Source organism: Halodesulfovibrio sp. MK-HDV (genome assembly GCF_009914765.1).
Lineage (GTDB): Bacteria > Desulfobacterota > Desulfovibrionia > Desulfovibrionales > Desulfovibrionaceae > Halodesulfovibrio.
In genome coordinates, this window is the sequence record NZ_WYDS01000006.1 from 134,964 (window position 1) to 161,004 (window position 26,041).

The window sequence follows — 26,041 nt, forward strand, 5'->3', positions numbered from 1 at the left end:
GAGAGTTATCAGCATTTTCAATCTGACTAGAGGTGTTGTCGAGCTGAGGCACGTCTTTTTAATCTGGTTCATGGCAACATGGCAACATGGCAACATGGCAACACGAATACTGGTAACTGAGTGTAGGGTTGCATAGAGAAATGCAGCCGTGTTTTTGCTGGAAAAAGTCAATTCCCAATTGATGGGTAATAAGGCAGCGTTTCGTGCAAAAAGTACGTTAGCGCTTGGTTAGTGTTCGATTTATTTTTTTATTTGCTTAAATAAAACGTTCAGACAAGGGCTCAAAGTGGATTTTTTGGTGCGGATTGGTGACGAGGTCTTTTTAGACTTGGTGAGTAGGGGATTTTGCATAAAAAAAAGGCTGCTAGTTAAAAAAACTAGCAGCCTATATTCTCAATGGTGGGGATGGGAAGATTCGAACTCCCGACCAACTGGTTCGTAGCCAGCTACTCTATCCAACTGAGCTACATCCCCACTTGTATTGATGCCAACCTTGCACATCGCTGCGCACCCCTAGGGCACTTGCATCCGTACGGTTCGTTACCTTACCTACGGCTTGCTGGCGTTACTTCGCAGTTCTCAAATCCTCACATATGGTTAGATATGCTTCGGTCTTGATCACTGCTCGTGCCTTGCGCTGCACAAACTTGTCTCAATCCAAATGTATATGTGTGATGAAATAAATCATCACTTGGTGAGAGCTTGGATAACTCTCATATAAAGCGTCTGCATAAACAGTCGCATATAATCAAAGTGGTGGGGATGGGAAGATTCGAACTCCCGACCAACTGGTTCGTAGCCAGCTACTCTATCCAACTGAGCTACATCCCCACTTCGATTTGCTATTTTCGCGTATTGTGGCGCACCCCTAGGGCACTTGCATCCGTACGGTTCGTTACCTTACCTACGGCTTGCTGGCGTTACTTCAAAAACGTCAAACTCTCGCATATGTTAGATATGCTTCGACCTTGTCGTTTTTTCGTGCCTTGCATTACGCAAAACTATCAAAATCTCAATGTATATGTGTGATGAAATAAATCATCACTTGCTGAGAGCTTGGATAACTCTCATATAAAGCGTCTGCATAAACAGCCGCATATAATCAAAGTGGTGGGGATGGGAAGATTCGAACTCCCGACCAACTGGTTCGTAGCCAGCTACTCTATCCAACTGAGCTACATCCCCACTTCGACTTGCTATTTTTGCGTATTGCGGCGCACCCCTAGGGCACTTGCATCCGTACGGTTCGTTACCTTACCTACGGCTTGCTGGCGTTACTTCAAAAACGTCAACCTCTCGCATATGTTAGATATGCTTCGACCTTGTCGTTTTTTCGTGCCTTGCACTACGCAAAACTATCAAAATCTCTATGTATATATGTGTGATGAATTGAACCATCACTTGGTGAGAGCTTGGATAACTCTCGTATAAAGCGTCTGCGTAAACAGCCGCATATAATCAAAGTGGTGGGGATGGGAAGATTCGAACTCCCGACCAACTGGTTCGTAGCCAGCTACTCTATCCAACTGAGCTACATCCCCACTTCGATTTGCTATTTTTGCGTATTGCTGCGCACCCCTAGGGCACTTGCATCCGTACGGTTCGTTACCTCACCTACGGCTTGCTGGCGTTACTTCAAAAACGTCAAACTCTCGCATATGTTAGATATGCTTCAACCTTGTCGTTTTTTCGTGCCTTGCACTACGCAAAACTATCAAAATCTCAATGTATATGTGTGATGAAATAAACCATCACTTGGTGAAAGCTTGGATAACTCTCGTATAAAGCGTCTGCATAAACAGCCGCATATAATCAAAGTGGTGGGGATGGGAAGATTCGAACTCCCGACCAACTGGTTCGTAGCCAGCTACTCTATCCAACTGAGCTACATCCCCACTAGATATTGATGCCTGATTTCTTCACCTCTAGGTGCTTCAATCCGACTCAATCAAAATTTTGTGAAGTGACATTTGTCACAGCGAGAGGGGGTATATGTTCAACCCTCTGCAAGGTCAAGTGCTTTTTAAAAAAAAGTTTTTTTTCTAAAAACGGCTGACTCTGTGTTGTTAGCTTTGCTTGTTTTTCTTTGGAAGAAAAAGGCCTGTCAGAAAAAAACTGACAGGCTTTATAAGCAAATGGTGGGGATGGGAAGATTCGAACTCCCGACCAACTGGTTCGTAGCCAGCTACTCTATCCAACTGAGCTACATCCCCACAACAAAGCGTTGCTAACAACGTGAGGAGGGTTATATGCAGCATTGTTCAGCCAGTCAAGACGAAATTTAAAAAAAATTGAATGTTCTCTGAAGAGTGAGTGACACTAAAAGCCGTATATAAGGATACAGAATCGGAGGCGTGAAGAAGGAGTACTACATTTTTTGTGTGTACGGTTCTTTTTTTACGTTTTTTGTCTATTGCCTACTGCGGCAGAAGTGGGTAGGGGAACAATGCTTTTGTTGTGTCTATCGTAGAAACTATCTTTGTATCGGCTCTGTTGCCGATAATTATAATGCAGCAAATTGCTTTGTGCATATACTAAAGCACGCAGACGGCACTAATTACATAGTGCTTAAAAAGAAACAGCCCGCATTATAATGCCGGTTTGTTAGCAATCAAATATCACATCTTGATTGTATGATTACTTGTGTTACAGTGTAGCGCGACATTCAATCACTATGGGATATCAACTAGAGAAAAATATGCTCGAGAGAAAAATAGAAGCAGCTCGGAATGAGCTGAGACAAATAGCTGCCGAATACGGCGCAGATAACATTTCCGTGGCATGGACAGGCGGTAAAGATTCTACCGTTACCCTCCATATATGGAAGGACATTTTGGCCGAAATGGGTGTGGAGCGCGTAACGGCTCTGAACATCGATACAGGCTGTAAATTTCCGGAAGTGCTGGACCAGCGTGATACGTTGGCTCAGGATTGGGGTATTGACCTTACCATCGTGCGACCGGAAGTGGATATGTCACAATATCCAGTGGCGCAGAATAAGGTCACTTGTTGTGCAGATTTGAAGGTTGAACCGCTAAGCCGCGGTGTCAAACAGCAGGATATTGAAGTTTTACTGACCGGTATCCGTAAAGATGAGCATCCGGACAGGGACCGCCCTATGCGCGAGCAAAGAGATCGGCCCAACTGCCTTATGATGCATCCAGTACTGGATTTTAGTGAGATGGATATCTGGGCGTACACAATGCAGCACAATCTACCGTACTGCCCGCTGTACGATTCCGGCTACCGTTCATTAGGGTGTGTGCCATGTACCAAACCGTGTGACGGTTTTGGTAGTCAAACTGGCGAACGTGCCGGACGTGATGGTGAAAAAGAAGCTAAAATGGATATGCTGCGAAGCCTCGGATACTTTTAGATCCGGTCGCAGTAAACACCTTCCATAAAGGCTTCCAAAGCGTCATCCATTTCACGCAGGTAAGCTGCAATGTCACTCTTATCACCGCAATGGGTGCATTCCATATACACCTGATGACAGCTGCGTTTTACGGTAAGCGGTTTTTTGCATTTTTTGCATGGAATAGTTGTCTCAGCGCTTCGCTTCCAGCTAGATCCCCACATATGTAAACTCCTGATTAGACCCAGAGTACGCCTTGGTCTAAATATTTGATAGTTGTTTGCGAAACACGCTGATACCGCATAATTTTTCACACTGCAATTGACTTATGTGATGAATTATTGCTCACACCATCACAATATTCCTCACTTGTTGCTTTTTACATAGCAACATGCCAAAAAGTTCGTCTAACCGTTTTGATGATTAACCTGCTTTGCACAACAAGACTGGTTTATCAAAAAATGATATTTTGCACTTCCAGTTACCATAAGGAGAATTCTAATGTTGTCTGAAAAAATGAACCAAGCTTTGAATGACCAAGTGAAATGGGAAATGTTCTCCAGCTACCTGTACCTCTCCATGTCCGCTTACTTTGCTGATAAAGGCATGGGCGGCTTTGCAAAATGGATGCGCGCACAGGCTCAGGAAGAGCTTTTCCATGCAACAAAAATTTATGACTACATTAATGAACGCGGTGGTCGTGTTATTCTTCAGCCAATCGAAGCTCCTCAGAACGAATGGGCAGGCACCATCGACGTGTTTGAAGAAACTCTTAAGCACGAACAGAGCGTTACTTCCCTCATCAATAATCTCGTAAACCTTGCTATCGATGAGCGTGACCACGCAACCAACATCTTCCTTCAGTGGTTCGTTTCCGAACAGGTTGAAGAAGAAGATACTGTGAACGATGTTCTCGGTCAGCTTAAAATGATTGGTGGTGAAGGTCAGGGCATGCTTATGCTCGATAGAGAGCTTGGACAGCGCGTGTTTACTCCGCCTGTAAAATAAGCGCCTTCTCTTTCAAAAAATAGTTATTAAAAAATCCCCGCATACAGACTGTATGCGGGGATTTTTTTATGCGGTCGCTTGCTCTGCAAGCAGTGGCTCAAGGGATGTAGTACAAACAACACGAAGTAATGAGGCAAAGTTGTCAATTTCCCCATGGATAGACGTGGCTTCATTATGCAAGGTCGATAAGAACCGACCAATCGTGGTGTTTTCCTGTTGTGAAATGCGTTCAAGGATGCTCCAAAAGCGCATTTCTAGGCGTATGCTTGTAACAGCTCCGTTTAGGCGTATGGAGCGGGTTTGTTGCATGTATTCTTGCGGTGGAGTAGACGCATAAATTAGGCACATATGTTTTTCCTCATCTAGGGATGTGAACATATTGTATCGCTTTTTATGTGGATTATCTACCCCGATTGGGTCGTCTATCTGTCTGTAAAAACGTTTGTTAGCTAAGAAGCGCTACAAACTGCTTGAGCCATGCTGGGTGTGCAGGCCATGCAGGCGCAGTTACGAGGTTGCCGTCAGTAAGCGCGGAGTCGAGCGCTATTTCGCAGTATTCACCACCAGCGGCTGCTACTTCAGGGGCACAAGCAGGGTATGCTGAAATTTTATGGCCTTTGAGAATATCCGCAGCGACAAGAATCTGCGGGCCGTGGCAGATAGCTGCAATCGGCTTTTTAGTGCTGTCAAAGTGGTGTACCATGGCGAGCACTTCAGGATTAAGGCGCAGATACTCAGGTGCGCGGCCACCAGGGACCACTAAGCCGGCATATTCTTCAACAACAACAGAAGAAAAATCCTTGTTCAACATAAAGTTGTGACCGGGCTTTTCGGTGTATGTCTGATGCCCTTCAAAGTCGTGAATAGCGGTTGCAATAAAGTCGCCGGATTTTTTATCAGGACAAACAGCATCTACCTGAAAACCCATAGCCTGCAATGCCTGAAAAGGAACCATCAATTCGTAGTCTTCAACAAAATCACCGCAAATAAGAAGTAATTTCTTTTCCATATATATCTCCTAGTTTCCATGTTCTGGTGCGTGCTTAGTTCTTGTGATTTGCAACATGTATATAGTGTTTTGGGGATACGGTGGTAATATTCCAGTACTACACAGATAAGAAATCTTAGGGACACAGTGTGAAAAGTGTTGCTGAGATTTTTGTATTTCTGAAGGGCGGGGATACTTCTATTTGGTTTGAGTTGTTTAAGATACGTATGATGGTGAAGAGCTCACAACAGATAGACAGCTAAAAGGGAAAGAGCTAATCTGCTCAATAGCCTTTACTACTAGCCATCCCATAGTGTCTGTACAACATAGATAATACTGTATGGGGTAAGATAAACAATGCAGGTAAGGACAATGATAAGAGCATTCCAACAAGCTGATATGGATCAGGTTATAGCAATATGGCTTGATGCTTCAATCCAAGCTCATGACTTTATAGCGCGTACATTCTGGGAATCTAAGATTAACGATATGCGTGAAATATATATTCCATCTGCTGAAACCTATGTTTATGAGGAAAATGGAACAATCAAAGGCTTTGTTGCGTTGTATGAAAATACGATTGCATCGATCTTTGTTTCCCCCGATCATCAAAGACTAGGTATTGGCAAGCAACTTATTGCCAAATCTAAGGACGTTCGTTCCCAATTATCTCTTTCAGTCTACAAACAAAACCACAGCAGCATTGTTTTTTATAAGGAATGCGGTTTTAAAATTATACGCGAACAAGTTGATACTCATACCGGAGCTCCTGAATTTTTAATGAGTTTTCCATAACCTCCTTGCTAGCTCCCCTCAGCGCTTCGCAATACCTCAGCACAATAAACTGAGGGTGACTTCAGATACCTTGCGGGACATAAATTTTGAAAACCGGTCAGACACATTTAACGTGTTCGTCCGGTTATTTTAGATGCTCGTAGAAATATGAATTCGAGTTGTTAAGTCGATAAACTTAGGCTGAGAATTGTTTCCGGCAATGCTAGAGAGCTTAACAGCCAGCATGAAAGCAAGTTTGAAGAATAGGTTTGAAGCTTTGCTAACAGCTCGGATATGCAATGAAACTATTCCGAATCATAGCTGAAAAATTTTTCGTTAAAAGAAAGCCCCTGTTATCAGTTGATAGCAGGGGCTTTCTTTTAATTGATCTCAAAATCAGCATTTATGTCCCGCAGTTTGATACGAACTATGCAGGGTCTTTTTTTTATGCGTTTTGGAAACTACGTATGTTGCTTATTCGCCGTAGTATGCTGTTTTGAAGAGTTCTTTCATCTGCTCAACAGAAATTTCTCTTGGGTTGGTGCTGGTGCAAGGGTCACCTACAGCGCCTTCAGAGATAACATCAAGGCTTGCAAGGAAAGCTTCTTCCGGCACGCCGAATTCTTTTAAAGAAGTTGGAATATGGAGTGCGTTGTTCAAGTATTCTACAAAGCCGATGAGAGCGTTAACACGTTCTTCAGTTGTGTTGCCTTCAAGGCCAAGGCGCTTCGCAATGTCTGCGTATTTTTCACCAGCAACTTCTGCGTTGAAGCGAATAGCAGCCGGAAGGTAAATTGCGTTAGCGCAGCCGTGAGGAATGCTGAACATTTTACCGGTTTTGTGCGCCATACTGTGAACGATCCCCAGAATTGCATTGGAGAAAGACATACCAGCAAGGCACTGTGAAAGGTGCATTTTAGCGCGTGCGTTCTCGTCACCTTCGTATGACTCTACAAGATGATCCTGAACCATCTCGATGGATTTCATAGCAAGGGCATCAGTCAATTCGTTTGCCATAATGGAAACGTAGGCTTCCAGTGAATGGGTCAATGCGTCCATGCCGGTGTGGGCAACCAGTTGGCCAGGCATTGTCTGTGCGAGATTGGAATCTACAATCGCCATGTCAGGGGTGATGTTGAAATCCGCAATAGGGTATTTCAACTCAGTTTCTTTACTTGTTATGATCGAAAACGCAGTAACTTCTGTACCGGTTCCGCTAGTGGTAGGAATAGCCACAAAGCGGGCTTTGCGGCGTAACTGCGGCAGGTTGAAAGGAATTGCTGCTTCCTCAAAAGTGAAATTAGGGTTTTCGTAGAAAATCCACATTGCTTTAGCAGCATCAATAGGTGAGCCGCCACCGACGCCGAGAATGAGGTCCGGCTGGAATTCGTTCATCACGGCAACGCCGCGCATAACTGTTTCGTCAGAAGGATCAGCTTCTACGCCTTCAAAAAGACGCGTCTCAATGCCGGCTTCTTTAAGGTAGCTTTCGATTTTTTCTAACGCACCATTTTTTTTTGATGGAGCCACCGCTGATAACAATAACAGCTTTATTACCATCAAGTGTTTTAAGTTCTTCAATAGTATTTTCACCAAAGTAAACATCTCTAGGAATAGTAAAACGAGCCATGTGTAAGTCTCCCTATTGTATAAATAGTATTGTAAATTTAGTTATGTTTTTCTTTGTGCCAATTGCATTGTCGACGCGCTTAGTGAATCACATTATCTTGCTGCTTGCAGGGGGAAAGAGTGGGCAATACAAAAACAATGCACAAAGAGAAATAGGCGCTGCACCCACCTTGGATACACAGCCAAGTTGTATAAACAGTATTTCGATTTTTCTGTAAAGTACGCACTTTTCGGTGCAGTAGTGTGCATTTTGATACTGGTTTACAAAAGGTAACTACCCAGAAATACATTCGTGGGGGTGTCCAATACTTGGCGAATATGCTATTGATATCCCGATAAGCATGTGGATGTAGAACGTCATGTGCGTAGTAAAATAAACTTGCAATCAATGAATGATCAGAATCTGTTGCGATTGCTGATTACGATATTTATGTAAAGGTTGGTTTAATGCCTGAAGATAGAACGAATAAGATTAGTTGCAGCAGCTATGCGTACGAACTTGAAATTGCTTTTGAAATTCTTTCAGGCAAATGGGTGCCTCAAATTATTTGGCATTTGGCTAAAGGAGAGCAGCGTTTTGGACAGCTACGAAAGTTGATGCCGAAAGTGACGCAAAAAATGCTCACCCAGCAGCTTCGCAGTTTGGAAAAGAATGGCATAATCAACAGAAAAGCCTATCCGGAAGTTCCTCCCGTGGTGGAGTATTCACTTACGGAGATTGGAAAAAAGTTAATCCCTTCGTTTGATAGCCTTGATGCATGGGCTGTGGAGTATTTGAAAAATAGAGATGAGCAGGCTGAATAAAAAGAGTATTATAATTCCGCAAGTTGCACACTGAACAGTTTTTTACGAGCTGGCTGAATGTTACGGAAATATGTCTTTTCATAATATCTTTTGCCAAGTTGACTTATCTGCTATCGTGGAGACTACATTTTCTACAACCTCAGTTTTTCCTGTATTGGAGGTTTTGTGCCCACATTCGACAGAACAATCATAATCGCCGGAGCGGCTGGTCAGGGACTGGTCACTGTTGGTGAGTTGCTCAGTAAGCTTTTGACCCGCGCAGGGTATGAAGTATTTGCAACACAGTATTACATGTCGCGTATTCGTGGAGGTCAGAACTCCTTTCGAATCCGTATAAGCGATATGCCGCAGTTTGCTTCAGCAGATGAATGCGATATTTTGTTTGCATTCGATCAGGATGCAGTCGCACAACATTTTGAAATGCTGCACGAAAGCGGAACCGTTATTTTAAGCGATAAGCTTAATGCTATGAACAAGCAGTGCGTAAGCATCCCTTTTGATACGCTCGCTTCTAAGCCCCTATATGAAAACGTGGTGGCTTTAGGTGTGTTGTGTGCATTGCTCGGACTGGATCGTTCGTTGCCGGAACAATTGTTGTCTGAACGCTTTACTCCTAAGGGGGAAAAGGTTGTTACAGATAATATTGAAACACTAGGCGGCGCGTACGATTGGAGTTTAAATTTCACAGACAAATGTTCACAGTTACCTAAAATGCACATGCATCCGGAACGTATCCTTATCAACGGCAATACCAGCATTGCCTTGGGTGCTATGGCGGCAGGCGTAAAATTTTGTTCGTTTTACCCTATGACACCGGGATCTTCTGTCGCACAAACGCTCATTAACCACTCCCAAGAAATGGGTATAGTGGTTGAGCAGGTGGAAGATGAAATTGCAGCGTTGAATATGGCACTCGGTGCTTCATACGCTGGCGCAGCCTCGATTGTTCCTACATCGGGTGGTGGATTTGCACTTATGACGGAAGCTGTGAGTCTTTCGGGGATCATGGAGCAGCCAATTGTGGTTGTTATTGCACAACGACCGGGCCCCGCAACAGGTATGCCGACTCGTACAGAGCAAGGTGACCTGCTGTTTGCCATGTTCGGCGGACACGGTGAATTCCCGCGTATAATTTTGACCCCAAGCACAGTCGAAGAATGTTTCGAAATGGGGCATCGCGCCATCAGGTGCGCAGAACAATACCAAAGTCCGGTAATTATTCTTACAGACCAATTCCTCGCAGATGGTTTGCAGAGTCTAGAAACATACGACCTGCACGATCTGCCTGAAGTGGCACAACCGGACTATTCTGATACTCATTCAGAAGGCTACAAACGTTATTTACTGACGGATGATGGAATTTCACCGCGCCGCATTCCAGGCTATGGTAAATCCATTGTTCTGGCAGACAGCCATGCACACAACGAACGCGGTAATATTACGGAAGATAGGCAGCTCCGTAATGTGATGGTGGAAAAAATGCTGCTGAAAGAGTCCTGTATCCGTAAAGATGTGCTTCCTCCGCGGTATTTCGGAAACGAAAATGCGGACAAGTTGCTTATCTGTTGGGGCTCAGTAGAAGGCGCCGTGCGTGAGGCAGCAGCAGAGATGACAGAACGTGGCGAAAACGTCGCAGTGCTCAGCTTCTCACAAGTTTGGCCGTTGAATGTGGAGCAGTTCCTGCCGTATCTGGAAAACGCCAAAGAACGTGTGTGCATTGAAGGAAACTCCAATGCACAGTTTGCATGGCTGTTGAAAGGGCTCACCTGTGTTCCTATTCAGAAAATAGTCAGCAGATACGACGGACGTCCGCTAACCGCTGGCTACATTATCCGTAAGATGTACGAGGAGTAGGCACTATGCGCGATATCAACGAATATGGTCATTACAACGAAGCTTGGTGCCCCGGCTGTGGTAACTTTGATATTTTGAAAGCATTAAAGCAAACGCTTGCTGAACTGGATATTGCACCGCATCAAGCGGCGATTATTTCAGGAATCGGGCAGGCTGCCAAAGTGCCGCATTACATAACTGCCAACGGATTTAACGGGCTGCACGGCAGAGCGTTACCACCGGCACAGGCGGTAAAGATTGTTAATCCGGAGCTTACAGTTATTGCCGCCAGTGGTGACGGCTGTACCTACGGTGAGGGCGGAAACCATTTTCTTGCCGCCATCAGGCGCAATGTGGATATGGTAGCACTCGTGCACGATAATCAGGTGTATGGACTCACCAAGGGGCAGGCAAGCCCGACAACTTTAGAAGGGCAGATAACAAAGACGCAGCCGTTTGGTGTAACAAATTCGCCGTTTAATCCAGTGGAAGTAGCCATTGCCATGCGCGCAAACTTTGTTGCCCGTTCTTTCTCCGGTAATGTGCCGCATCTGGTGGAAACATTAAAGGCCGCTATTGCACACCCGGGATTCGCTCTTGTGGACGTGTTCCAACCATGTGTTACCTTTAACAAGGTGAACACCTTTGGTTGGTATAAAAAGCGTTGTTACGAGCTAGGTGAAGAGTACGACTCAACAAACTGGCATGCTGCTATTGAAAAAGCAAACGAGTTTGATGAGCAGATTCCTATAGGTGTGCTCTACACTAATGATCGTCCTGCCTACGGTGGGCATCTTCCTAAAGATCTTGAGTATCCGCTTGGCTCTGGGGATGTTAATCATGAAATGTTTGATAACATCGTGAAAAAGTATTCCTAAAATCAGATAAAATACATACAGGCTGCTTCCCATATAGGGAGGCAGCCTTTTTTGTTTTCAGCTTTTCTTCGACGAGATACTCGTTGGTCTTCGATAAAACATTCGCATGTCTCCGACGGATAGGAGAGCTCACCCCACGGCACTTGCTTCCGTAACGCTCCTAGACTCGCGAACGGTTGACTGGCGCAGCCTAAACGCTTCGTAGATGGACACTGTCCCTTTAACCCCGTCCATATTTTTTAGTAATTCGGTTATTGTTAAAAAATAGTGGGATGCGCGTTTTGTCTCTTTGGAAGGGCAATATATCCATTCTTTCCCTCTTCATTTTGGATATACTGAATGTACTTTTTATAGTGCGGGAAGTTGAAAGACATAAACGAAAGGACGGGTGTGTATGCTTACCTATATAGAGCGCAGAGAAAAAACGGACATTGCACTTATCGAAACCCTTGTGCAAAGCATGGCTGTGTTACCGGATTTACGGTTATTCAGCGTGCTTGAAACATTGCTTACAGATGAAGTTGTTGTTGATTACACATCGCTGGTCGGTGGAGAACCACACGAGGAGACGCCAAAGGGTGTAATCCGTCGCTGGAAAGAATCTTTGTGCGGGTTTGATGCTACACAGCATAAACTAGAGAATATTGTTGTTGAACTAAAAGGGCAGGAAGCCACAGTAAAGGCTAATGCTACCGCCACATATTTTTTGAATGAACACATATGGGAAGGCAAAGGTCGCTATGTGTTCGGATGTCGCTTTACTGCAGATGGTTGGAAGATTAACAAACTTCAATTTAATTTCGAGAGCGAAAAAGGCAAACGGGATATTCTTCAAAAAGCTCGGGAGCTGGTAGATAAAAAAGGAAAATGCAATATGAACGAGTGAGCCACACCTGCTTTGATTGACCAACATTCCTCGACAAAAAATGAAAAAGGCTTCTGCATACAAAATGCGGAAGCCTTTTTTTGTGCTTTCTGAGACACAATGTCTTTGTCGAAAGAGTGTTGACGAAATGTTGAAATCAATCTAACCAAATGAATAAATCAAATGAATGAATCAAGTGAATGAATTAATTTTAAGGATGAAGATATGTCTGCAAAAGTGTGGAAGGAACGAAAAGTTCGAAAAACACCAGAAGAAACTCGCCAGTCTCTACTGGGTGCAGGGCTTATGCTGTTTGGTCGGGATGGATATAAAAATGTGACAACTAGAGCTTTGGCTGAAGAAGCCGGAGTGAATCAGGCTGCCATTCCGTATCATTTTGGCGGCAAGAAAGAACTCTACATCGCTGTGGCAGAAAGCATTGTGGAAGATGTTTCGAAGCAGTTTGGTTCCATGGTGGAAATGTTGAATAAAGATCTACACACAGCAAATGGCGACAAGAAGGCAATTGCAGAAACACTTACTGCCTTTATTAATATCTTTTTGAATACGGTTCTGGGCAACGATGTGAATGAGCTGCGGTTCCAGTTTATCAATCAGGAATATCTGCGCCCGAGTGATGGGTTCACTATCATTTATGAACGAGTGATTCAGCATGTGCATAAATTTCTCACAGCATTGGTATCTACATGCTTCTCGCTGCCGGAAGAATCCGAAGAAGCCAAGCTGCGGGCAAACTCCCTAGCGGGTCTGATGCTCATTTATCTGTTTGGTCGTCCTGTAGTGCTGAAACGAACAGGGTGGGATGAATACACCCCGCAAAATATTGCTAAGATAAACACAGCGGTAACAGAAATGGCGTTGAACATGCTGTGTCTGAACAGTGCTCTGAAGGATTAATATCATGCGGTTGCTCGACATTGTGAAGACGAGAAAGCTGGTAGTGGTGCCAGTTCTGCTCATTGGTGTACTGGTTTTTGTGGGCATGGTTAAGACAAAAAAAGCACCACAAAGAGTGCCGCCGCAGGAGCGAGTGCAGGTTGTACGCACTCTTACTGTTCCGGCGGTGAGTGTTGTGCCGCGTGCTCTGGGCTATGGCTATGTGCAGCCGGGGCAGGTGTGGGACGCTGTTGCTGAAACGAGTGGCAAGATTGTAGCTGTGCATCCGGCGCTGAAGAAAGGTAACATTATCGGCAAGGGTGAAGTGCTGTTACGTATAGATCCTGTTGAACAAGGAAATGCGCGGCAGCGTGACGAAGCCAATGTACAGGATGTTCTCGCGCAGATTCGCAGACTGGATCAAACCGAAAAAGATACCCAACGCAAGTTGAAAATTGAGCAAGACAAGCTGAAACTGAGTCGTAGTGAGCTTGATCGTAATTCTATCTTGTTTGCAAACAATGTAATTTCTAAATCAGAACAGGACACGGTCGAACACAATTACCTGACACAGAGTAATGCTGTGCAGAATTACTCTTCTACCTTGAACACTATTCCTGCGGAACGCCAACAGTTACGTGCGCGTCTTTCATCAGCTCGTTCGCAGGTGGCAGATGCAAAACACGACGAAGCAAAGACTGTTATTCGTGCTCCGTTTGACTGCCGTGTTGCGGACGAGAAAGTGGAAATTGGTCAAGCAGTAAAAACAGGGGAGCTGCTGGCAACGCTGGATAGCATGGGACGCTCTGAAGCTCTTGCGCAGGTTCCGTTGTATCTTTTCAAAAACGTAGTGCCCCGCGGAGAACGGCCAAATTTCGATGACGGGAAATCTACAGAAGTTGTGCGCGATTTTGTTAAGCTGGATGCTATCATTCGTCTAAAATTACCGGATAGCATTGTGGAATGGACAGGCAAAGTTGTGCGCTTGAGTGATGCCGTGGATACTGCAACTCGCACCATAGGTATTTATGTTGCGGTGGATGATCCGTACCTAAAAGCAGAAGGCGGCAAGCGACCTCCTTTGCTTAAAAATATTTATGCAGAAGTAGAGCTGCGCGGTGCTCCGCGTCCGAATACTGTTATTGTTCCCCGCTCTGCCGTGCACGACAAAACTGTGTATGTGGTAGATACACAGAACCGTTTGCGTTTGCGCACAGTGGTAACGCATTCTCCGCAGTCCGGATTTGTTTCTATTTCAAGCGGCATCAAAGCTGGCGATGTAATCGTGCTGAGTGACGTAGTGCCAGCCATCGACGGTATGCTTTTAAAAACAGTGGACGATGCTAAAGCTCTCCAGCGTCTTGTTGCCGAGGCAACTGGTGAAGGGAGCGTAAAATGAGTCGGCAGATAGGATTTATCCGGTATTTTGCAGGGCATCCTACTGCGTCGAATCTGCTTATGCTGATCTTGTTGGTACTTGGTATTGTCACTGCGCCAAAATTGGTGCGCGAAACGTTTCCAGACTTTTCCCCTTCAGAAGTGGAAATTGTAGTTACGTATTCCGGTGCTACTGCGGAAGATGTGGAAGAATCTATTTGTCAGCGAATTGAAGATGCAGTGGATGGCGTTGCCAACGTGGAGGAAGTGCGAAGCGAAGCCCGCGAAAACAGGGGCAGAGTTGTTGTAAAAATGCTCGAAGGCGGCGACGTAAAACAGTTTGTTGATGATGTAAAAACAGAGATCGACGCTATTGATGACTTTCCAACGGAAGCGGATGAGCCTGTTGTGCAGCGGCTTGGTCGTAAACATAGTGTGGTATCCATTGCTGTCAGTGGTCCTATGTCGTTGCCGCATTTGAAGTTGTACTGCGAGCAGTTGAAAGACCGCATGTTGAAAGATCCGCTCATTACGCTTGTGGATGTTGAAGGCTTTTCGGAGCATCAAATTCGTATTGAAGTGCCAGCGGCAACGTTAATGCAATTCGGGCTTTCCATGTCGGATATTACCGATGTCATCAGCCGTCAGAGTATTGATTTACCAGCGGGTACAGTACAAACACACGACGCAGACATTCTAATCCGTTTCGCTGATCAACGTAGAAAAATTTATGAGTTCGAAGACCTGATTGTCGCATCCGGTAAAACCGGAGCAGAGATTCGACTCGGTGATATTGCACACATTAGCGATACCTTTGAGCTCGACGAGGATAAGTACATCTTCAACGGCAATCGTGCAGGCAAGCTGGTTATTAAAAAGACTGTAGAACAGGATTCGTTGCGAATTCTCGATTCTGTTCAAAAAATTATGAACGCAGAACTGTCAGTGGTTCCGCAGGGTGTGTCTTTAGCCTTAACAGACAACACAACAACCATTGTGCGCGATCGTCTGCAAATGCTTGTTATCAACGGCATAGAAGGGCTTATTTTGGTATTTTTGGTCATGTGGCTTTTCTTTTCCATCCGGCTTTCATTCTGGGTTGTTATGGGGCTGCCTGTGTCCTTTCTTGGCGCTGTGTTTGCCATAGATGCAGCGGGGCTGACGCTGAATATGATCACCATGGTCGGTATGCTGCTGTCTCTCGGGTTGGTGATGGATGATGCCATTGTTATCGCCGAGAACGTTGCGGCGCATATGGCACGAGGGAAAAGTGCGTTGCGCGCTGCTGTGGATGGCACAAGCGAAGTGGCAATGGGCGTACTTTCTTCCTTCGCCACCACTGTGCTTATCTTCGGTGCCATTGCAATGCAGGTGAGCGGTAATATCGGCAGAGTGCTATGGGTAATGCCCGCTGTGCTTATCTTAACCCTTTTTGTAAGCCTGGTTGAAGCCTTCCTTATACTGCCGAGTCACCTTGTGCATTCCTTGGAGCATGCACCGGAAACCAAAACTCGCTTTCGTGTATGGTTCGATACAAAATTTGAACACATTCGCGAAGATGTTTTGGGACGTGCTGTAGATACCGTCATTAAATGGCGTTATCTGTTTGTAAGTAGCGTATTCTGCTTGCTCCTTATCTCTGTAGCTATGCTTGCGGGCGGCGTGCTTAAAACAAGTGCATTCCCCGATGTGGAAGGCGATGTGCTGCAAGCTCGTGTGCTGTTGCCGCAGGGAACTCCGCTAGAGCGTACAGAATCTGTTGTAGAAAAACTCATCAGCAGTCTAGACGTCATAAATAGTAATTACAGCCCACAGCAACCGGATGGACAGCCATTGGTGCAGAATATTGCGGTTCAATACAATAAGAATACGGATGCCAACGAAGTGGGGGCGCATGTAGTGACGCTTACGCTCGACTTGCTGAGTGCAGAGCTGCGAACAACATCTATCGATGAACTCACACAAGAATGGCGCAAGACGGCAAAAAATATTCCGGATGTAGTCACCATCACATATAAGGAACCGGCGCTGGGTCCAGCGGGGCTTCCTATTGATATCCGTATTAAAGGAAACGATCTGCCGCAGCTCAAAGCCGCATCGCGCGAGCTTCAAATCTGGCTTGCTAGCTTTGAGGGCGTGTTTGATCTGACAGATGACCTGCGACCGGGGAAACCTGAAATTTTGGTGCATTTGAAATCAGGTGCTACTGTTTTGGGAATGAGTGCAGGAACTATTGCACAGCAGCTTCGTGCTGCATTTAATGGCAAGGAAGCGGCGCAGATTCAAAATGGCGCAGAAGCATATGACGTGAGCGTTCGTTTAGCAGATGCAGATAGGAACAGCCTTGGCGATTTGGAATACTTCCATGTAACCACGCCTTCTGGTGCACAGATTCCGCTAGGCACTGTGGCAGTATTGGAAAATGGCAGGGGCTATGCCCGTATCGCTCGTATTGATTCTGTTCGCACTGTAACAATACAGGGTGACATAGATACGGCTGTGGCGAACTCCAACGAAATTCTTGCAGAAACAAAGGCATCATTCTTCCCTGCTCTTATGCAGAAATATCCCGCAATTGAGTTCGCTCTGGAAGGGCAGGCAAAAGAAGGTGCCAAAACAGGCGAATCCATGCGTGACGCGTTGCTGTTTGGCATTTTCGGTATTTTTATTCTACTTAGTTTCCAGTTTCGCAGTTACATAGAACCACTTGTAGTCATTAGTACCATCCCGCTGGCATTTATCGGCGTGATATGGGGACATTTGCTTATGGGGCTGGAGCTCTCAATGGTCAGCATAATGGGCTTTGCATCCTTAGCAGGGGTAGTGGTGAATGATTCCATCTTATTGGTGGAGTTTGTGAAAATACGCCTGCGTGAAGGGGCATCTGCATCTCAGGCTGCCACATCTGCAAGTAGAAGTAGATTTAGAGCCGTGTTGCTTACATCGCTTACCACCATAGTGGGGCTGGTGCCGTTGCTCAGCGAGCGAAGCTTGCAAGCACAGGTGCTTATTCCACTGGCAACAAGCCTTGTATTCGGGCTTCTCGCGTCTACTTTGCTCGTTTTGTTCGTCGTACCGTCGCTGTATACGATACTCGATGATCTAGGACTTACCGCACGGCAAAACACTTCAGTAAACTAGCTGATATCATTAATTAGGTGGTCAAAAAGTCTGGTAAGTATCTTATGTTGAAAAATAGTAAGATGGTAAACAGTTGGCTTTCACCTTAGAATAAATACTCTTTTAACATATAATAAGAAAAGGTCTGTTCCAGAATAACTGGAACAGACCTTTTTTATTCAAGCAATACCTAATATTGCAAAGAGAGTCGCAATTAAACGCGTAAGATCGGCATGTTGCCATCAGCAATAAGAATGTCAGGCTATTTCATGCAAGGTATATGGGATAGCCTGATTTTTTGTGCTCTTGTTCTGGTTCTAAGGAGAACAAGGGCATGGTCATAAAGAAGATCAAGTTGCTGTAGACGAGATTGATATTTCTAAATGTAGAAAATTAAAAATAGGATGACGCGTGTTTTTAATTATAAGTGAAATTTTCACGAGAGATTGTCTACGGCAGCGGTTATGTAGTGTGGTTCTATGTCTCTAAAATATAGAGATAAAATATAAATATAAAGAACGTATTAATAAAGGTTTCTGCAATATTGACGATTCAATAAGTAGGGAGCAGGTATGTTCCATTTATTGAGAATAGCTGCGTAGAGTTTCAAAAAATTAGGGAGGACACTTCATATGTCAGGTATGGGCATTGCTGAACTTCAAAGGGGAATGGATGCACGGTACGCAAAGGATCGTGTACTGGCATCGCGCGGGGCTGGTTCGCCAGTTGCTTCTGCAAGTTCCAGTAGTAACTCTGCATCGACATCGGCTCCTGCGTATGTCGTAGAAATTTCGTCTGAAGCAAAAGAGCTGTCAAAGCAGGCATTGGAAAAAAGCCTTACAGAACAAGCGAGTAGAGGGATCGAACGCACTGTTGTGGATATCGATTCATCGTCTACGTCAGATGTTGCATCACTGGTTACCAAGCTGGGAAGTAAGCTTACTTTTAAGCATGGAATGGACAGGGCAAACAGCCCGTTTGTATTGATCGAGGTAACTGATTCAAATGGGAATCACTTTCATGCAAAAGTCGCTGAGAATACCATAATTAATGAAAATAAAGATGGCACACTATCGTTCCAGAAGTTTTCAGGACTTAGCGGAAATGAAGATGACATCATTATCGATTTTTCAGGTGATGTAGATTCTGGCGCGGGCGACGACTTTATTGTGTCCGTTGCGAATGAGGGCACACTGCGGCGAAAAGGCCGTGTGTCCATAGATGGTGGTGCTGGTAACGATATTATCTATTCGACCACTGATGCTGGGTTTGTTACCCTGAAGGGTGGCGCCGGTAATGACTATATTAATGTTAATGCTGGTAATGCATCTTTAGATGTAAATTCAGGCGCAGGTCATGATTTCGTAAAAATTGATGATGTTGGCGCCAGAGGTGTTGTTGATTCCGGTGCAGGTGATGACATTGTCTCTGTAACAACTGATAGTGGTGCTGCCTTAAAGATTCGTACCGGGGACGGGGATGATTCTGTTAATGTGGACAGAACAGAATCTTTCGATACGACTATAGGCTATACAGACATATCTACAGGTGCTGGCAAGGACCAGATTTATGTAAGCCGTGTCGGCTCAGAGTCGAATATTCCGATAGATGAAGTTGGCGGCACAATTGATACTGGTACTGGCGCGGATTCTGTTGTCGTAGGGAAGGCCTATAATCTCGAATTAAAGGGCAATGAGGACGGTGCAGATAATGTTACTATTGTGGAAGAATATGAGACTCCTCCAGAACTAAAAAAGAAAGGGTATGTGCAACCTGATTTCAAAGGTGAAATAGCAGAAAAAGGCGATCATCGAGCAGAATTTACTAAGGCTGTTCGAGAGGCTATGTTGCATAATGCAGATGAGAATACCACTAAGCTGGTTGCAGCCGGTAGCACTGTGAAAAAACAGCAAGAAGCAGCTGCAAAGGCTATCTATAAGGATGCTGCCACGGATGCCTAACGTCTTAACAAACTTTTTGATATCTTTTCCCGAAGGTTGATCAAACAAAAAAGCGTGAGCCATAAGCCCACGCTTTTTTGTTTAGTATCGAAACCCAGATAAGTCGAAGCCTGCGCAAGGCCTGATGACTGACTCGTTAATCGCAGTCAAGAGGACGTTCCTCTTGCGGGGATGCAAGGGGGAGAACCCTTGCCCGTCGGAGACCCGCCGGAGGCAATAGCTACATATCACTCTCCAACGTCTTGCTTTCGCAAAATCTTATCTACTTATTACCGAGAATCTGTGTACCAATGCCGCTGTTTGTAAACAACTCCAGCAGTACGGAGTTTTCTACACGACCATCGAGAATAGTAGCGCGTGAGACGCCATCATTGATGGCATCGAGGCAGCATTTCACTTTCGGGATCATGCCACCTTGCAGCGTTCCGTCCTCGAAAAGTTCGAGAGTTTCTTTTATGGTCAGCTCTTCGAGCAAGTTTTTGTCTGCATCAAGGATACCGGCAACGTCTGTAAGTAACAGAAGTCTTTTAGCGGGCAATGCGCCTGCTATTGCACCGGCTACGGAGTCTGCGTTGATGTTGTAGGTGTTACCTTCTGCATCTACGCCTACTGGTGCGATAACTGGTGTGTATCCTTCTGAGAGCAGACTGGTTAGCAGACCTGACTCTACACCTATTACTTCGCCGACTTTACCAAGATCGATGATCTCAGGTGGCTTGTCTACGCCACTTGCAACCATACGAAGCTTGCGGGCGCGAAGAAGTGTACCGTCTTTGCCGGAAAGCCCTACAGCTTTGCAGTCTGACATATTGAGCTTGTTAACAATCTCTTTGTTTACTTTGCCTACGAGCACCATTTCTACAACATCCATGGTTGCTTCGTCGGTTACTCGCTGTCCCTCGCGGAACTGGCAGGTAATATTAAGAGCATCAAGCATTTGACCAATCTGTGGGCCGCCGCCGTGTACGATTACCGGCTTTAAGCCTACGTACTTTAAAAGAGCAATGTTCTGAGCAAATGCACGACCAAGCTCTTCGTCTTTCATTGCGTGACCACCATATTTGATGACCACAATTTCACCATGGAACTTCTTAATATACGGAAGAGATTCAATGAGAATGCGTGATGTAAGCTGTGCTTTAGCGTAGTCTTTCATTTACGTAGTTCCTGCTGCGGGGGTTGCCCCGCAAGTCTATTAGAGGATGTAGCGACTTAAGTCTCTATCCTCGCGAACATCTTCTAAGTGCTTTTCTACAAATGCGCGGTCGATAACAATTTCTTCACCGGAACGATCTGGAGCTTCAAAAGAGATGTCGCTCAGAATCTTTTCCATAATAGTGTAGAGACGACGCGCGCCAATGTTTTCAGTTTCCTGGTTGGTCATTTCTGCAAAGGCTGCAATTTCTTCCAGCCCGTCGTCTGCGAAGGTAATAGTTACACCTTCTGTTGCAAGGAGTGCAGAGTATTGAATGGTAAGGGCGTTGTGAGGCTCTTTAAGAATACGTAAGAACTCGTCTTTGCCCAAAGCAGTCAATTCTGCACGGAGCGGGAAACGACCCTGTAATTCCGGAATAAGGTCAGACGGCTTGGAGTGATGGAAAGCACCCGCTGCGATAAACAGAATGTGATCTGTTTTGATCATGCCGTATTTAGTATTAACAACGCTGCCTTCAACGATTGGAAGCAAGTCTCGCTGAACACCTTCGCGTGAGATGTCTGAAGATTTGCCGCCTTGCTGGGAGCTGGCAACTTTGTCTATTTCGTCGATAAAGATAATACCGGACTCTTCAACACGTTCTTTTGCCAGTTCGGTGACTTTTTCTTCATCAACAAGGCGTGCTGCTTCTTCTTCAACCAGAAGCGGCAAGGCATCGCCAATTTTCATGCGCTTTTTCTTTTTCTTAGAAGGAAAAGCTTTGCTGAAAAGGTCGCTAAACTGGCTGCCCATGGTTTCCATGCCCGGAACTGCCATGACTTCGATGCCCTGTGGAGCGATTTCAAGCTCCATTTCTACTTCGCGGTCATCAAGTCTACCTTCACGGAACATTTTACGCATTTTCTCACGGGTGGAGTTTGCTTTGTCCGCGTCAGCTGCTGGCGTATCAAATGTTGTAACAGGTTCCTGCATCGGTTTTGGGGCAGAACCCGGAAGAAGCAAGTCGAGAAGACGTTCTTCTGCGTTGGTTTCTGCCTGTGCACGAACACGAGTTGTTTCTTCGTTACGTACAAGGGCAACGCTCAGTTCCATCAGGTCACGAACCATAGACTCAACGTCACGGCCAACGTACCCGACTTCTGTGAACTTAGTTGCCTCTACTTTTACAAACGGAGAAGCAGAAAGCTTGGCAAGACGGCGGGCAATTTCTGTTTTACCAACGCCGGTAGGACCCATCATAATAATATTTTTAGGTGCGATCTCGTCGCGTAATAACGGCTCGATCTGCTGGCGTCGCCAGCGGTTACGCATAGCAACTGCTACCATGCGTTTGGCACCATTCTGTCCAATAACGTATTTATCCAGTTCGGATACAATCTCACGTGGTGTAAGCACGTTATAATCTCCTGATAAGTATGTGTACAATAACGGGCTATATTAACAAGCTGCAGGTAGATTGCCAATCGCAAATTAGGTGCTGCCATATTTAGCTGTAGCAATCGATGCGATGGGCGGATAGCTAAACTTCAAAATAGAAAAGGGCACCTTCCGGTGCCCTTTTAGTCATCGGGGTTTATTTATCCAGAGTCATAGTCCTGAACATAACCTGCTGCTGTCGAACGATTTTGAGGAGCACAGCTCCGCGTTTTTCGCCTTGAGTCTTCAGGATGTTTTTGAACTCTTTGACTGAGTTGACCGGAGTCAGGTTTGCTTCGAGGATAACATCACCAGCGCGCAGTTCTGCGCGTGCAGCAATGCTTCCTTCAATAATATTAGTAATAAGTAGACCTTTGATCTCTTTAAGACCAAGTGCCTGTGCTGATTTCACGTCGAGCGGGCCGAGAGTAAGTCCAAGCCCTTTTATGTCACTGTCTTTGCCGCGTGGGCCTTTCTGTGAAGGCTTTTTCTGGTCTTTAGCTCCGCGTTCGCCAAGCTTTACCTTAACGGTAATATTCTTGTCTTTGCGGTACACGGTAAACTTAGCAGTGCTGCCCGGTTCGAGTGCGGATACAGCGCGAATAAGTTCTGCTGCGTCTGCAACGGCTTCACCGTTTACTTTTAAGATGATGTCACCTTCGAGGAGACCTGCCGCTGCGGCGGGCTCTCCCGGTACCACCTGCGCGATGAATGCGCCTTCTGCTTCTTTAAGTCCGAGAGCTTTCGCCATGTTCGGGTCTACGTTGGTAATGGAAACACCAAGCCAACCGCGACGGATTTTTTTGTCGGTTTTCAGTCTGGTGATGATGTCTTTAATAGTAGAACTAGGAATAGCAAAACCAATACCCTGACCACGTGCGATGATGGCGGTATTGATGGCGATTACTTCACCCTTGAGGTTAAGAAGAGGGCCACCGGAGTTACCGGGGTTGATGGATGCATCTGTCTGAAGGAAGTTGTCATACGGGTTGTTGCTGATGTTACGGCCAAGCGCGCTGACAATGCCGCTGGTGACAGTATGATCCAGCCCGAACGGGTTACCGATAGCGAGAACCCATTGGCCTACTTCAACTTCAGAGAACTCGGCGAGTTCAAGGGTAGGAAGCTCTCGTTTTGCTTTAATTTTTAAAAGAGCGAGGTCGGTTAACGGATCGGTACCGATAATTTTTGCGTCGTATGACTCGTAGTCTCCCTTTTCATCCAGAATGTTAACTTTGATTTCATCTGCACCCTCAACAACGTGGTTGTTGGTTGCGATGAAACCGTCTGAAGAAAGGATAAATCCGGAGCCGAGTGAACGTTCTGTTTCGGCGCGAGGGCGGCCACCACCGAAGTACCGCTCAAACTGTTTAAAAAAGTCATCGAACGGTGTGCTTGGGTTATCTTTAAAGAATTCCTGCATGCCCGGCTGGTTTTGCTGCGGGGCTGCAACTTTTTTTTGTGTGCTGATGTTAACAACAGCTGGGCCTGCTTTTTTTGCTAACTCGGTAAAGTTAGGTAAATCCGCCATGGCAGGGAGAGTTGTTAGCGTAACCGCTAATACAAAAATAGGGAGTAAAAGTAGCTTTTTACGAATTGTCATTATTCAAAATCTCCTAAGGGCTCAGGTGGGAACTCTATCCGTGCGGTATAATAAGATCATACGTCCATCTACATAATATTTATTTCATCATTGTAAACGAAAAAAAGTATAAGGGATGGTTATTTTTTACGGAGGAGAAAGTTGAATGCGGTAATTTTTGGACAAAAAAAAGGATCAGTTACCTGATCCTTTTCAATTAGCGTGTGCATCAACAGATTATTTTTTCTTGTTGAGCGCGTCCTGCAGTAAGGAACCCAAAGAACCGAAGTTGCTCTGTGGCTCTGCTTTTGCAGTTTGTGTTTTACGATGCGCTTTCCAGGAAGTGTCTTCAGAGGCTGCTACGCCTTTAGGAGCGAGAGTAACTTTACGCTCAGCAGTGCGGAGCTGAGAAATAGTTACTTCAACCTTGTCGCCTGCTTTGAGAGCATCAAGGTTTGCTGCTTTATCAGCTTTAGCCATCAAAGACTTCGGCATAAGACCGGTAACGCCCGGAGCAAGGTTGATAAACAGACCGAAATCAGAGGAAGACTCAATTGTGCCTTCAACTTCAGCGCCTGCTGGGAAGCGTTCTTCAACGTCTGCCCAAGGATCACCTTCAGCATCACGCATGCTGAGGGAGATGCGACGGGAACTTAAGTCGATGGACTTAATTTTAACAGAAACGGTGTCGCCAACGGAAACAACGTCTTCTGCTTTGTGGATACGTTTGGTGTAGGACATTTCAGAAATGTGTACCAAACCGTCAATGCCAGGAAGCACTTCAACAAATGCACCGAATGGTGTGATACGAACAACTTTACCGTTGCGTACTTCACCAGCAGTGATTTCAGACTCAACACGGTTCCAAGGGTTTTCCTGAACCTGTTTAGCTGAAAGAGAAATGCGGAGCTGACCTTTTTTGTCGGTTTCTACGCCAAGCAGTTTAACGCGCAGTTTATCACCAACGGATACAGCTTCGTCTGACTGGGCAATACGTGTCCAAGACAGTTCTGAAACGTGGATGAGACCTTCAACGCCAGCAGTAAGTTCTGCAAATGCGCCAAAGTTAGTAAGGCGAGTGATGGTTACATCAATAAGATCGCCTTCGTTAACGTCTTTGAGGAACTCATCACGAGCTGCCTGCTGTTCCTGCTCGAGCAGAGCACGACGGGAAACAACAATGTTGCGGCCGCGCTGTTCGAATTTGATGATAGCAAAGGAGAATGTTTGACCAACATACTCTTCTGCATTTTCAACAAAACGTGTATCAATCTGGCTAACTGGACAGAATACGCGACGTTTAGAAACTTCAACATCAAAGCCACCCTTACGGGTAGCAAGAACTTTACCTTCAACAGGAAGTTTTGCGTTGAATGCTTCTTCGAGCATAGCTGCACCAGCAGGGCCACTGATAGCTTTTGAGAGATGGATTGCGTCAGCTTTGACAGCAGTAACGTAGAGTTCTACGGTGTCGCCTTCAGCAACTGTGAGTTCACCTGCGTCATCGAGGAATTCAGAACGGTCGGCAATGCCGTCGATCTTCGCTCCAGCGTCGACAAAAAGGTTATCACCGGACATACCAATGATTGGGCCAGAAACTTTGTCGCCAACAGAAAGCGCCTTATCAGCGCCAGTGTAGGCTTCCAGCATTTCTTCAAAATTTTCCATGGTGCCGTTTGGACGGCTATCTTCGGAACCGGTCATCCAGTTCTCCTTGAGAGAGGGGGTTAGATGATTGATGCACATACGCTTTGGGCGCTATATCTTTCATTTGTCTTATATACAAGTGCGAAAACGTAAAGAGCGCCACCAAAAAATGGGCGCTGAAACTCCCGCACGTTGCTTTAACCTTGAAAACACTGACCTTCTGCGTATAAAATCGATTTTCGACAAGTCCGCAGATAATTTAATTTTTTTGTGTAACACTGTACAGTTTGGCAGTGTGAATTTACTAAGTTGATTCATTTTGTATCATCTGGCATGATATGCCTCTTATATCATACATTAGGAGTTTTACCATGGCAAAAGCTAAAGCACGTCATATCCTCGTTGATTCTGAGGATACTTGTAACGAACTTAAGGCACGCATTGTTGGCGGAGAAGATTTCGCTGCGATTGCAAAAGAGTACTCTAAGTGCCCATCTGGCCGCCGTGGCGGAGAACTCGGTGAATTCTTCCCGGGTCAAATGGTACCAGAATTTGATACTGTTTGTTTCCACGAAGAAGTAGGCGTTGTGCACGGCCCTGTTCAGACTCAGTTCGGCTACCACCTCGTGGAAGTTACTGAGCGTCAGGACTAGCAGCCTAGACTAAAAAAGTAAGTGATACTTGTGTATCGCACTGTGCAAGATACTCTTTTTGGGTATCTTGTGAATTTTTGCCCCGTTAGTTGTTGCAA

The 26,041-nt window shown here is 45.5% G+C and carries 21 protein-coding genes and 6 tRNA genes; 12 read left to right on the top strand and 15 right to left on the bottom strand.

The window, feature by feature from the left end:
- Window positions 1–397 precede the first annotated feature (397 nt).
- The 6 genes from MKHDV_RS06575 to MKHDV_RS06600 all read right to left on the bottom strand — a co-directional run bounded on the left by MKHDV_RS06575 (window position 398) and on the right by MKHDV_RS06600 (window position 2,213).
- Window positions 398–474, bottom strand: a tRNA-Arg gene (locus tag MKHDV_RS06575).
- A gap of 280 nt (window positions 475–754) precedes the next feature.
- Window positions 755–831, bottom strand: a tRNA-Arg gene (locus tag MKHDV_RS06580).
- Window positions 832–1,108: 277 nt separating this feature from the next.
- A tRNA-Arg gene (locus MKHDV_RS06585) sits at window positions 1,109–1,185 on the bottom strand.
- Window positions 1,186–1,464: 279 nt separating this feature from the next.
- Window positions 1,465–1,541 (bottom strand) — tRNA-Arg (locus MKHDV_RS06590).
- A gap of 277 nt (window positions 1,542–1,818) precedes the next feature.
- Window positions 1,819–1,895 (bottom strand) — tRNA-Arg (locus MKHDV_RS06595).
- Window positions 1,896–2,136: 241 nt separating this feature from the next.
- Window positions 2,137–2,213 (bottom strand) — tRNA-Arg (locus MKHDV_RS06600).
- Between the two features lie 485 nt (window positions 2,214–2,698).
- Here MKHDV_RS06600 and MKHDV_RS06605 point away from each other — a divergent pair.
- Window positions 2,699–3,376: a phosphoadenosine phosphosulfate reductase family protein gene (locus tag MKHDV_RS06605; protein WP_160713508.1), complete on the top strand. Its 678-nt coding sequence runs from the start codon at window positions 2,699–2,701 to the stop codon at window positions 3,374–3,376.
- Here MKHDV_RS06605 and MKHDV_RS06610 read toward each other — a convergent pair.
- On the bottom strand, window positions 3,373–3,579 hold the full coding sequence (locus tag MKHDV_RS06610) for a dual CXXC motif small (seleno)protein (RefSeq protein WP_160713510.1): 207 nt from the start codon (window positions 3,577–3,579) through the stop codon (window positions 3,373–3,375). The genes MKHDV_RS06605 and MKHDV_RS06610 overlap by 4 nt on opposite strands.
- Before the next feature lie 277 nt (window positions 3,580–3,856).
- On the opposite strand from MKHDV_RS06610, the gene MKHDV_RS06615 reads away from it, so the two are divergent.
- A complete protein-coding gene (locus MKHDV_RS06615; protein ID WP_160713512.1) occupies window positions 3,857–4,363 on the top strand; it encodes a ferritin in 507 nt (168 codons plus the stop codon).
- Between the two features lie 66 nt (window positions 4,364–4,429).
- Here the strand turns inward: MKHDV_RS06615 and MKHDV_RS06620 are convergent, their stop codons facing one another.
- Together MKHDV_RS06620 and MKHDV_RS06625 are read right to left on the bottom strand one after the other, a co-directional pair.
- A complete protein-coding gene (locus MKHDV_RS06620; protein ID WP_160713514.1) occupies window positions 4,430–4,711 on the bottom strand; it encodes a ribbon-helix-helix domain-containing protein in 282 nt (93 codons plus the stop codon).
- A 97-nt stretch (window positions 4,712–4,808) separates the two neighbouring features.
- A complete protein-coding gene (locus MKHDV_RS06625; protein WP_160713516.1) occupies window positions 4,809–5,372 on the bottom strand; it encodes a DJ-1/PfpI family protein in 564 nt (187 codons plus the stop codon).
- Window positions 5,373–5,723: 351 nt separating this feature from the next.
- Between MKHDV_RS06625 and MKHDV_RS06630 the strand changes: the two genes are divergently transcribed.
- Window positions 5,724–6,146, top strand: a complete 423-nt coding sequence (locus MKHDV_RS06630; RefSeq protein ID WP_160713518.1) for an N-acetyltransferase — start codon at window positions 5,724–5,726, stop codon at window positions 6,144–6,146.
- 453 nt (window positions 6,147–6,599) lie between these two features.
- Here MKHDV_RS06630 and MKHDV_RS06635 read toward each other — a convergent pair whose 3' ends face one another.
- Window positions 6,600–7,655, bottom strand: coding sequence for an iron-containing alcohol dehydrogenase (locus tag MKHDV_RS06635; protein WP_305794741.1), 1,056 nt, complete (start codon window positions 7,653–7,655; stop codon window positions 6,600–6,602).
- On the bottom strand, window positions 7,603–7,755 hold the full coding sequence (locus tag MKHDV_RS19110; protein WP_305794742.1) for a hypothetical protein: 153 nt from the start codon (window positions 7,753–7,755) through the stop codon (window positions 7,603–7,605). The genes MKHDV_RS06635 and MKHDV_RS19110 overlap by 53 nt, the downstream gene beginning before the upstream one ends.
- Window positions 7,756–8,201: 446 nt before the next feature.
- On the opposite strand from MKHDV_RS19110, the gene MKHDV_RS06640 reads away from it, so the two are divergent.
- The 8 genes from MKHDV_RS06640 (at window position 8,202) to MKHDV_RS06675 (ending at window position 19,489) form a co-directional block, all read left to right on the top strand.
- On the top strand, window positions 8,202–8,558 hold the full coding sequence (locus MKHDV_RS06640; protein ID WP_160713520.1) for a helix-turn-helix domain-containing protein: 357 nt from the start codon (window positions 8,202–8,204) through the stop codon (window positions 8,556–8,558).
- Between the two features lie 165 nt (window positions 8,559–8,723).
- Complete coding sequence (locus MKHDV_RS06645) at window positions 8,724–10,412, top strand: 2-oxoacid:acceptor oxidoreductase subunit alpha (RefSeq protein ID WP_160713522.1); 1,689 nt, start codon at window positions 8,724–8,726, stop codon at window positions 10,410–10,412.
- Between the two features lie 5 nt (window positions 10,413–10,417).
- A complete protein-coding gene (locus MKHDV_RS06650) occupies window positions 10,418–11,269 on the top strand; it encodes a 2-oxoacid:ferredoxin oxidoreductase subunit beta (RefSeq protein WP_160713524.1) in 852 nt (283 codons plus the stop codon).
- 394 nt (window positions 11,270–11,663) lie between these two features.
- Window positions 11,664–12,155: a nuclear transport factor 2 family protein gene (locus MKHDV_RS06655; protein ID WP_160713526.1), complete on the top strand. Its 492-nt coding sequence runs from the start codon at window positions 11,664–11,666 to the stop codon at window positions 12,153–12,155.
- A 204-nt stretch (window positions 12,156–12,359) separates the two neighbouring features.
- Window positions 12,360–13,052 carry a CerR family C-terminal domain-containing protein gene (locus MKHDV_RS06660; RefSeq protein ID WP_160713528.1) on the top strand — a complete coding sequence of 231 codons (693 nt, stop codon included), beginning with the start codon at window positions 12,360–12,362 and terminating at the stop codon, window positions 13,050–13,052.
- 4 nt (window positions 13,053–13,056) lie between these two features.
- Window positions 13,057–14,430, top strand: a complete 1,374-nt coding sequence (locus MKHDV_RS06665) for an efflux RND transporter periplasmic adaptor subunit (RefSeq protein WP_160713530.1) — start codon at window positions 13,057–13,059, stop codon at window positions 14,428–14,430.
- Window positions 14,427–17,549: an efflux RND transporter permease subunit gene (locus MKHDV_RS06670; protein ID WP_160713532.1), complete on the top strand. Its 3,123-nt coding sequence runs from the start codon at window positions 14,427–14,429 to the stop codon at window positions 17,547–17,549. The genes MKHDV_RS06665 and MKHDV_RS06670 overlap by 4 nt, the downstream gene beginning before the upstream one ends.
- Before the next feature lie 611 nt (window positions 17,550–18,160).
- Window positions 18,161–19,489: a calcium-binding protein gene (locus MKHDV_RS06675; protein ID WP_160713534.1), complete on the top strand. Its 1,329-nt coding sequence runs from the start codon at window positions 18,161–18,163 to the stop codon at window positions 19,487–19,489.
- Window positions 19,490–19,751: 262 nt separating this feature from the next.
- On the opposite strand, the gene argB is transcribed toward MKHDV_RS06675, so the two are convergent.
- From argB to MKHDV_RS06695, 4 genes are all read right to left on the bottom strand, one after another.
- Complete coding sequence (gene argB, locus MKHDV_RS06680; RefSeq protein ID WP_160713536.1) at window positions 19,752–20,645, bottom strand: acetylglutamate kinase; 894 nt, start codon at window positions 20,643–20,645, stop codon at window positions 19,752–19,754.
- Between the two features lie 39 nt (window positions 20,646–20,684).
- Window positions 20,685–22,070, bottom strand: a complete 1,386-nt coding sequence (gene hslU, locus MKHDV_RS06685) for an ATP-dependent protease ATPase subunit HslU (protein WP_371416015.1) — start codon at window positions 22,068–22,070, stop codon at window positions 20,685–20,687.
- A gap of 148 nt (window positions 22,071–22,218) precedes the next feature.
- A complete protein-coding gene (locus MKHDV_RS06690) occupies window positions 22,219–23,664 on the bottom strand; it encodes a Do family serine endopeptidase (RefSeq protein ID WP_160713540.1) in 1,446 nt (481 codons plus the stop codon).
- Window positions 23,665–23,880: 216 nt separating this feature from the next.
- Window positions 23,881–25,347, bottom strand: a complete 1,467-nt coding sequence (locus tag MKHDV_RS06695) for a 30S ribosomal protein S1 (RefSeq protein ID WP_160713542.1) — start codon at window positions 25,345–25,347, stop codon at window positions 23,881–23,883.
- 314 nt (window positions 25,348–25,661) lie between these two features.
- Between MKHDV_RS06695 and MKHDV_RS06700 the strand changes: the two genes are divergently transcribed.
- On the top strand, window positions 25,662–25,943 hold the full coding sequence (locus tag MKHDV_RS06700) for a peptidylprolyl isomerase (protein ID WP_160713544.1): 282 nt from the start codon (window positions 25,662–25,664) through the stop codon (window positions 25,941–25,943).
- Window positions 25,944–26,041 lie beyond the last annotated feature (98 nt).

What these genes read in the sequence shown, in the direction of transcription:
- MKHDV_RS06605 (WP_160713508.1), top strand. Translation starts at nt 2,699, where the DNA reads ATGCTCGAGAGAAAAATAGAAGCAGCTCGGAATGAGCTGAGACAAATA.
- MKHDV_RS06610 (WP_160713510.1), bottom strand. Translation starts at nt 3,579, where the DNA reads ATGTGGGGATCTAGCTGGAAGCGAAGCGCTGAGACAACTATTCCATGC.
- MKHDV_RS06615 (WP_160713512.1), top strand. Translation starts at nt 3,857, where the DNA reads ATGTTGTCTGAAAAAATGAACCAAGCTTTGAATGACCAAGTGAAATGG.
- MKHDV_RS06620 (WP_160713514.1), bottom strand. Translation starts at nt 4,711, where the DNA reads ATGTGCCTAATTTATGCGTCTACTCCACCGCAAGAATACATGCAACAA.
- MKHDV_RS06625 (WP_160713516.1), bottom strand. Translation starts at nt 5,372, where the DNA reads ATGGAAAAGAAATTACTTCTTATTTGCGGTGATTTTGTTGAAGACTAC.
- MKHDV_RS06630 (WP_160713518.1), top strand. Translation starts at nt 5,724, where the DNA reads ATGATAAGAGCATTCCAACAAGCTGATATGGATCAGGTTATAGCAATA.
- MKHDV_RS19110 (WP_305794742.1), bottom strand. Translation starts at nt 7,755, where the DNA reads ATGGCTCGTTTTACTATTCCTAGAGATGTTTACTTTGGTGAAAATACT.
- MKHDV_RS06640 (WP_160713520.1), top strand. Translation starts at nt 8,202, where the DNA reads ATGCCTGAAGATAGAACGAATAAGATTAGTTGCAGCAGCTATGCGTAC.
- MKHDV_RS06650 (WP_160713524.1), top strand. Translation starts at nt 10,418, where the DNA reads ATGCGCGATATCAACGAATATGGTCATTACAACGAAGCTTGGTGCCCC.
- MKHDV_RS06655 (WP_160713526.1), top strand. Translation starts at nt 11,664, where the DNA reads ATGCTTACCTATATAGAGCGCAGAGAAAAAACGGACATTGCACTTATC.
- MKHDV_RS06660 (WP_160713528.1), top strand. Translation starts at nt 12,360, where the DNA reads ATGTCTGCAAAAGTGTGGAAGGAACGAAAAGTTCGAAAAACACCAGAA.
- MKHDV_RS06665 (WP_160713530.1), top strand. Translation starts at nt 13,057, where the DNA reads ATGCGGTTGCTCGACATTGTGAAGACGAGAAAGCTGGTAGTGGTGCCA.
- MKHDV_RS06670 (WP_160713532.1), top strand. Translation starts at nt 14,427, where the DNA reads ATGAGTCGGCAGATAGGATTTATCCGGTATTTTGCAGGGCATCCTACT.
- MKHDV_RS06675 (WP_160713534.1), top strand. Translation starts at nt 18,161, where the DNA reads ATGTCAGGTATGGGCATTGCTGAACTTCAAAGGGGAATGGATGCACGG.
- argB (WP_160713536.1), bottom strand. Translation starts at nt 20,645, where the DNA reads ATGAAAGACTACGCTAAAGCACAGCTTACATCACGCATTCTCATTGAA.
- MKHDV_RS06690 (WP_160713540.1), bottom strand. Translation starts at nt 23,664, where the DNA reads ATGACAATTCGTAAAAAGCTACTTTTACTCCCTATTTTTGTATTAGCG.
- MKHDV_RS06695 (WP_160713542.1), bottom strand. Translation starts at nt 25,347, where the DNA reads ATGACCGGTTCCGAAGATAGCCGTCCAAACGGCACCATGGAAAATTTT.
- MKHDV_RS06700 (WP_160713544.1), top strand. Translation starts at nt 25,662, where the DNA reads ATGGCAAAAGCTAAAGCACGTCATATCCTCGTTGATTCTGAGGATACT.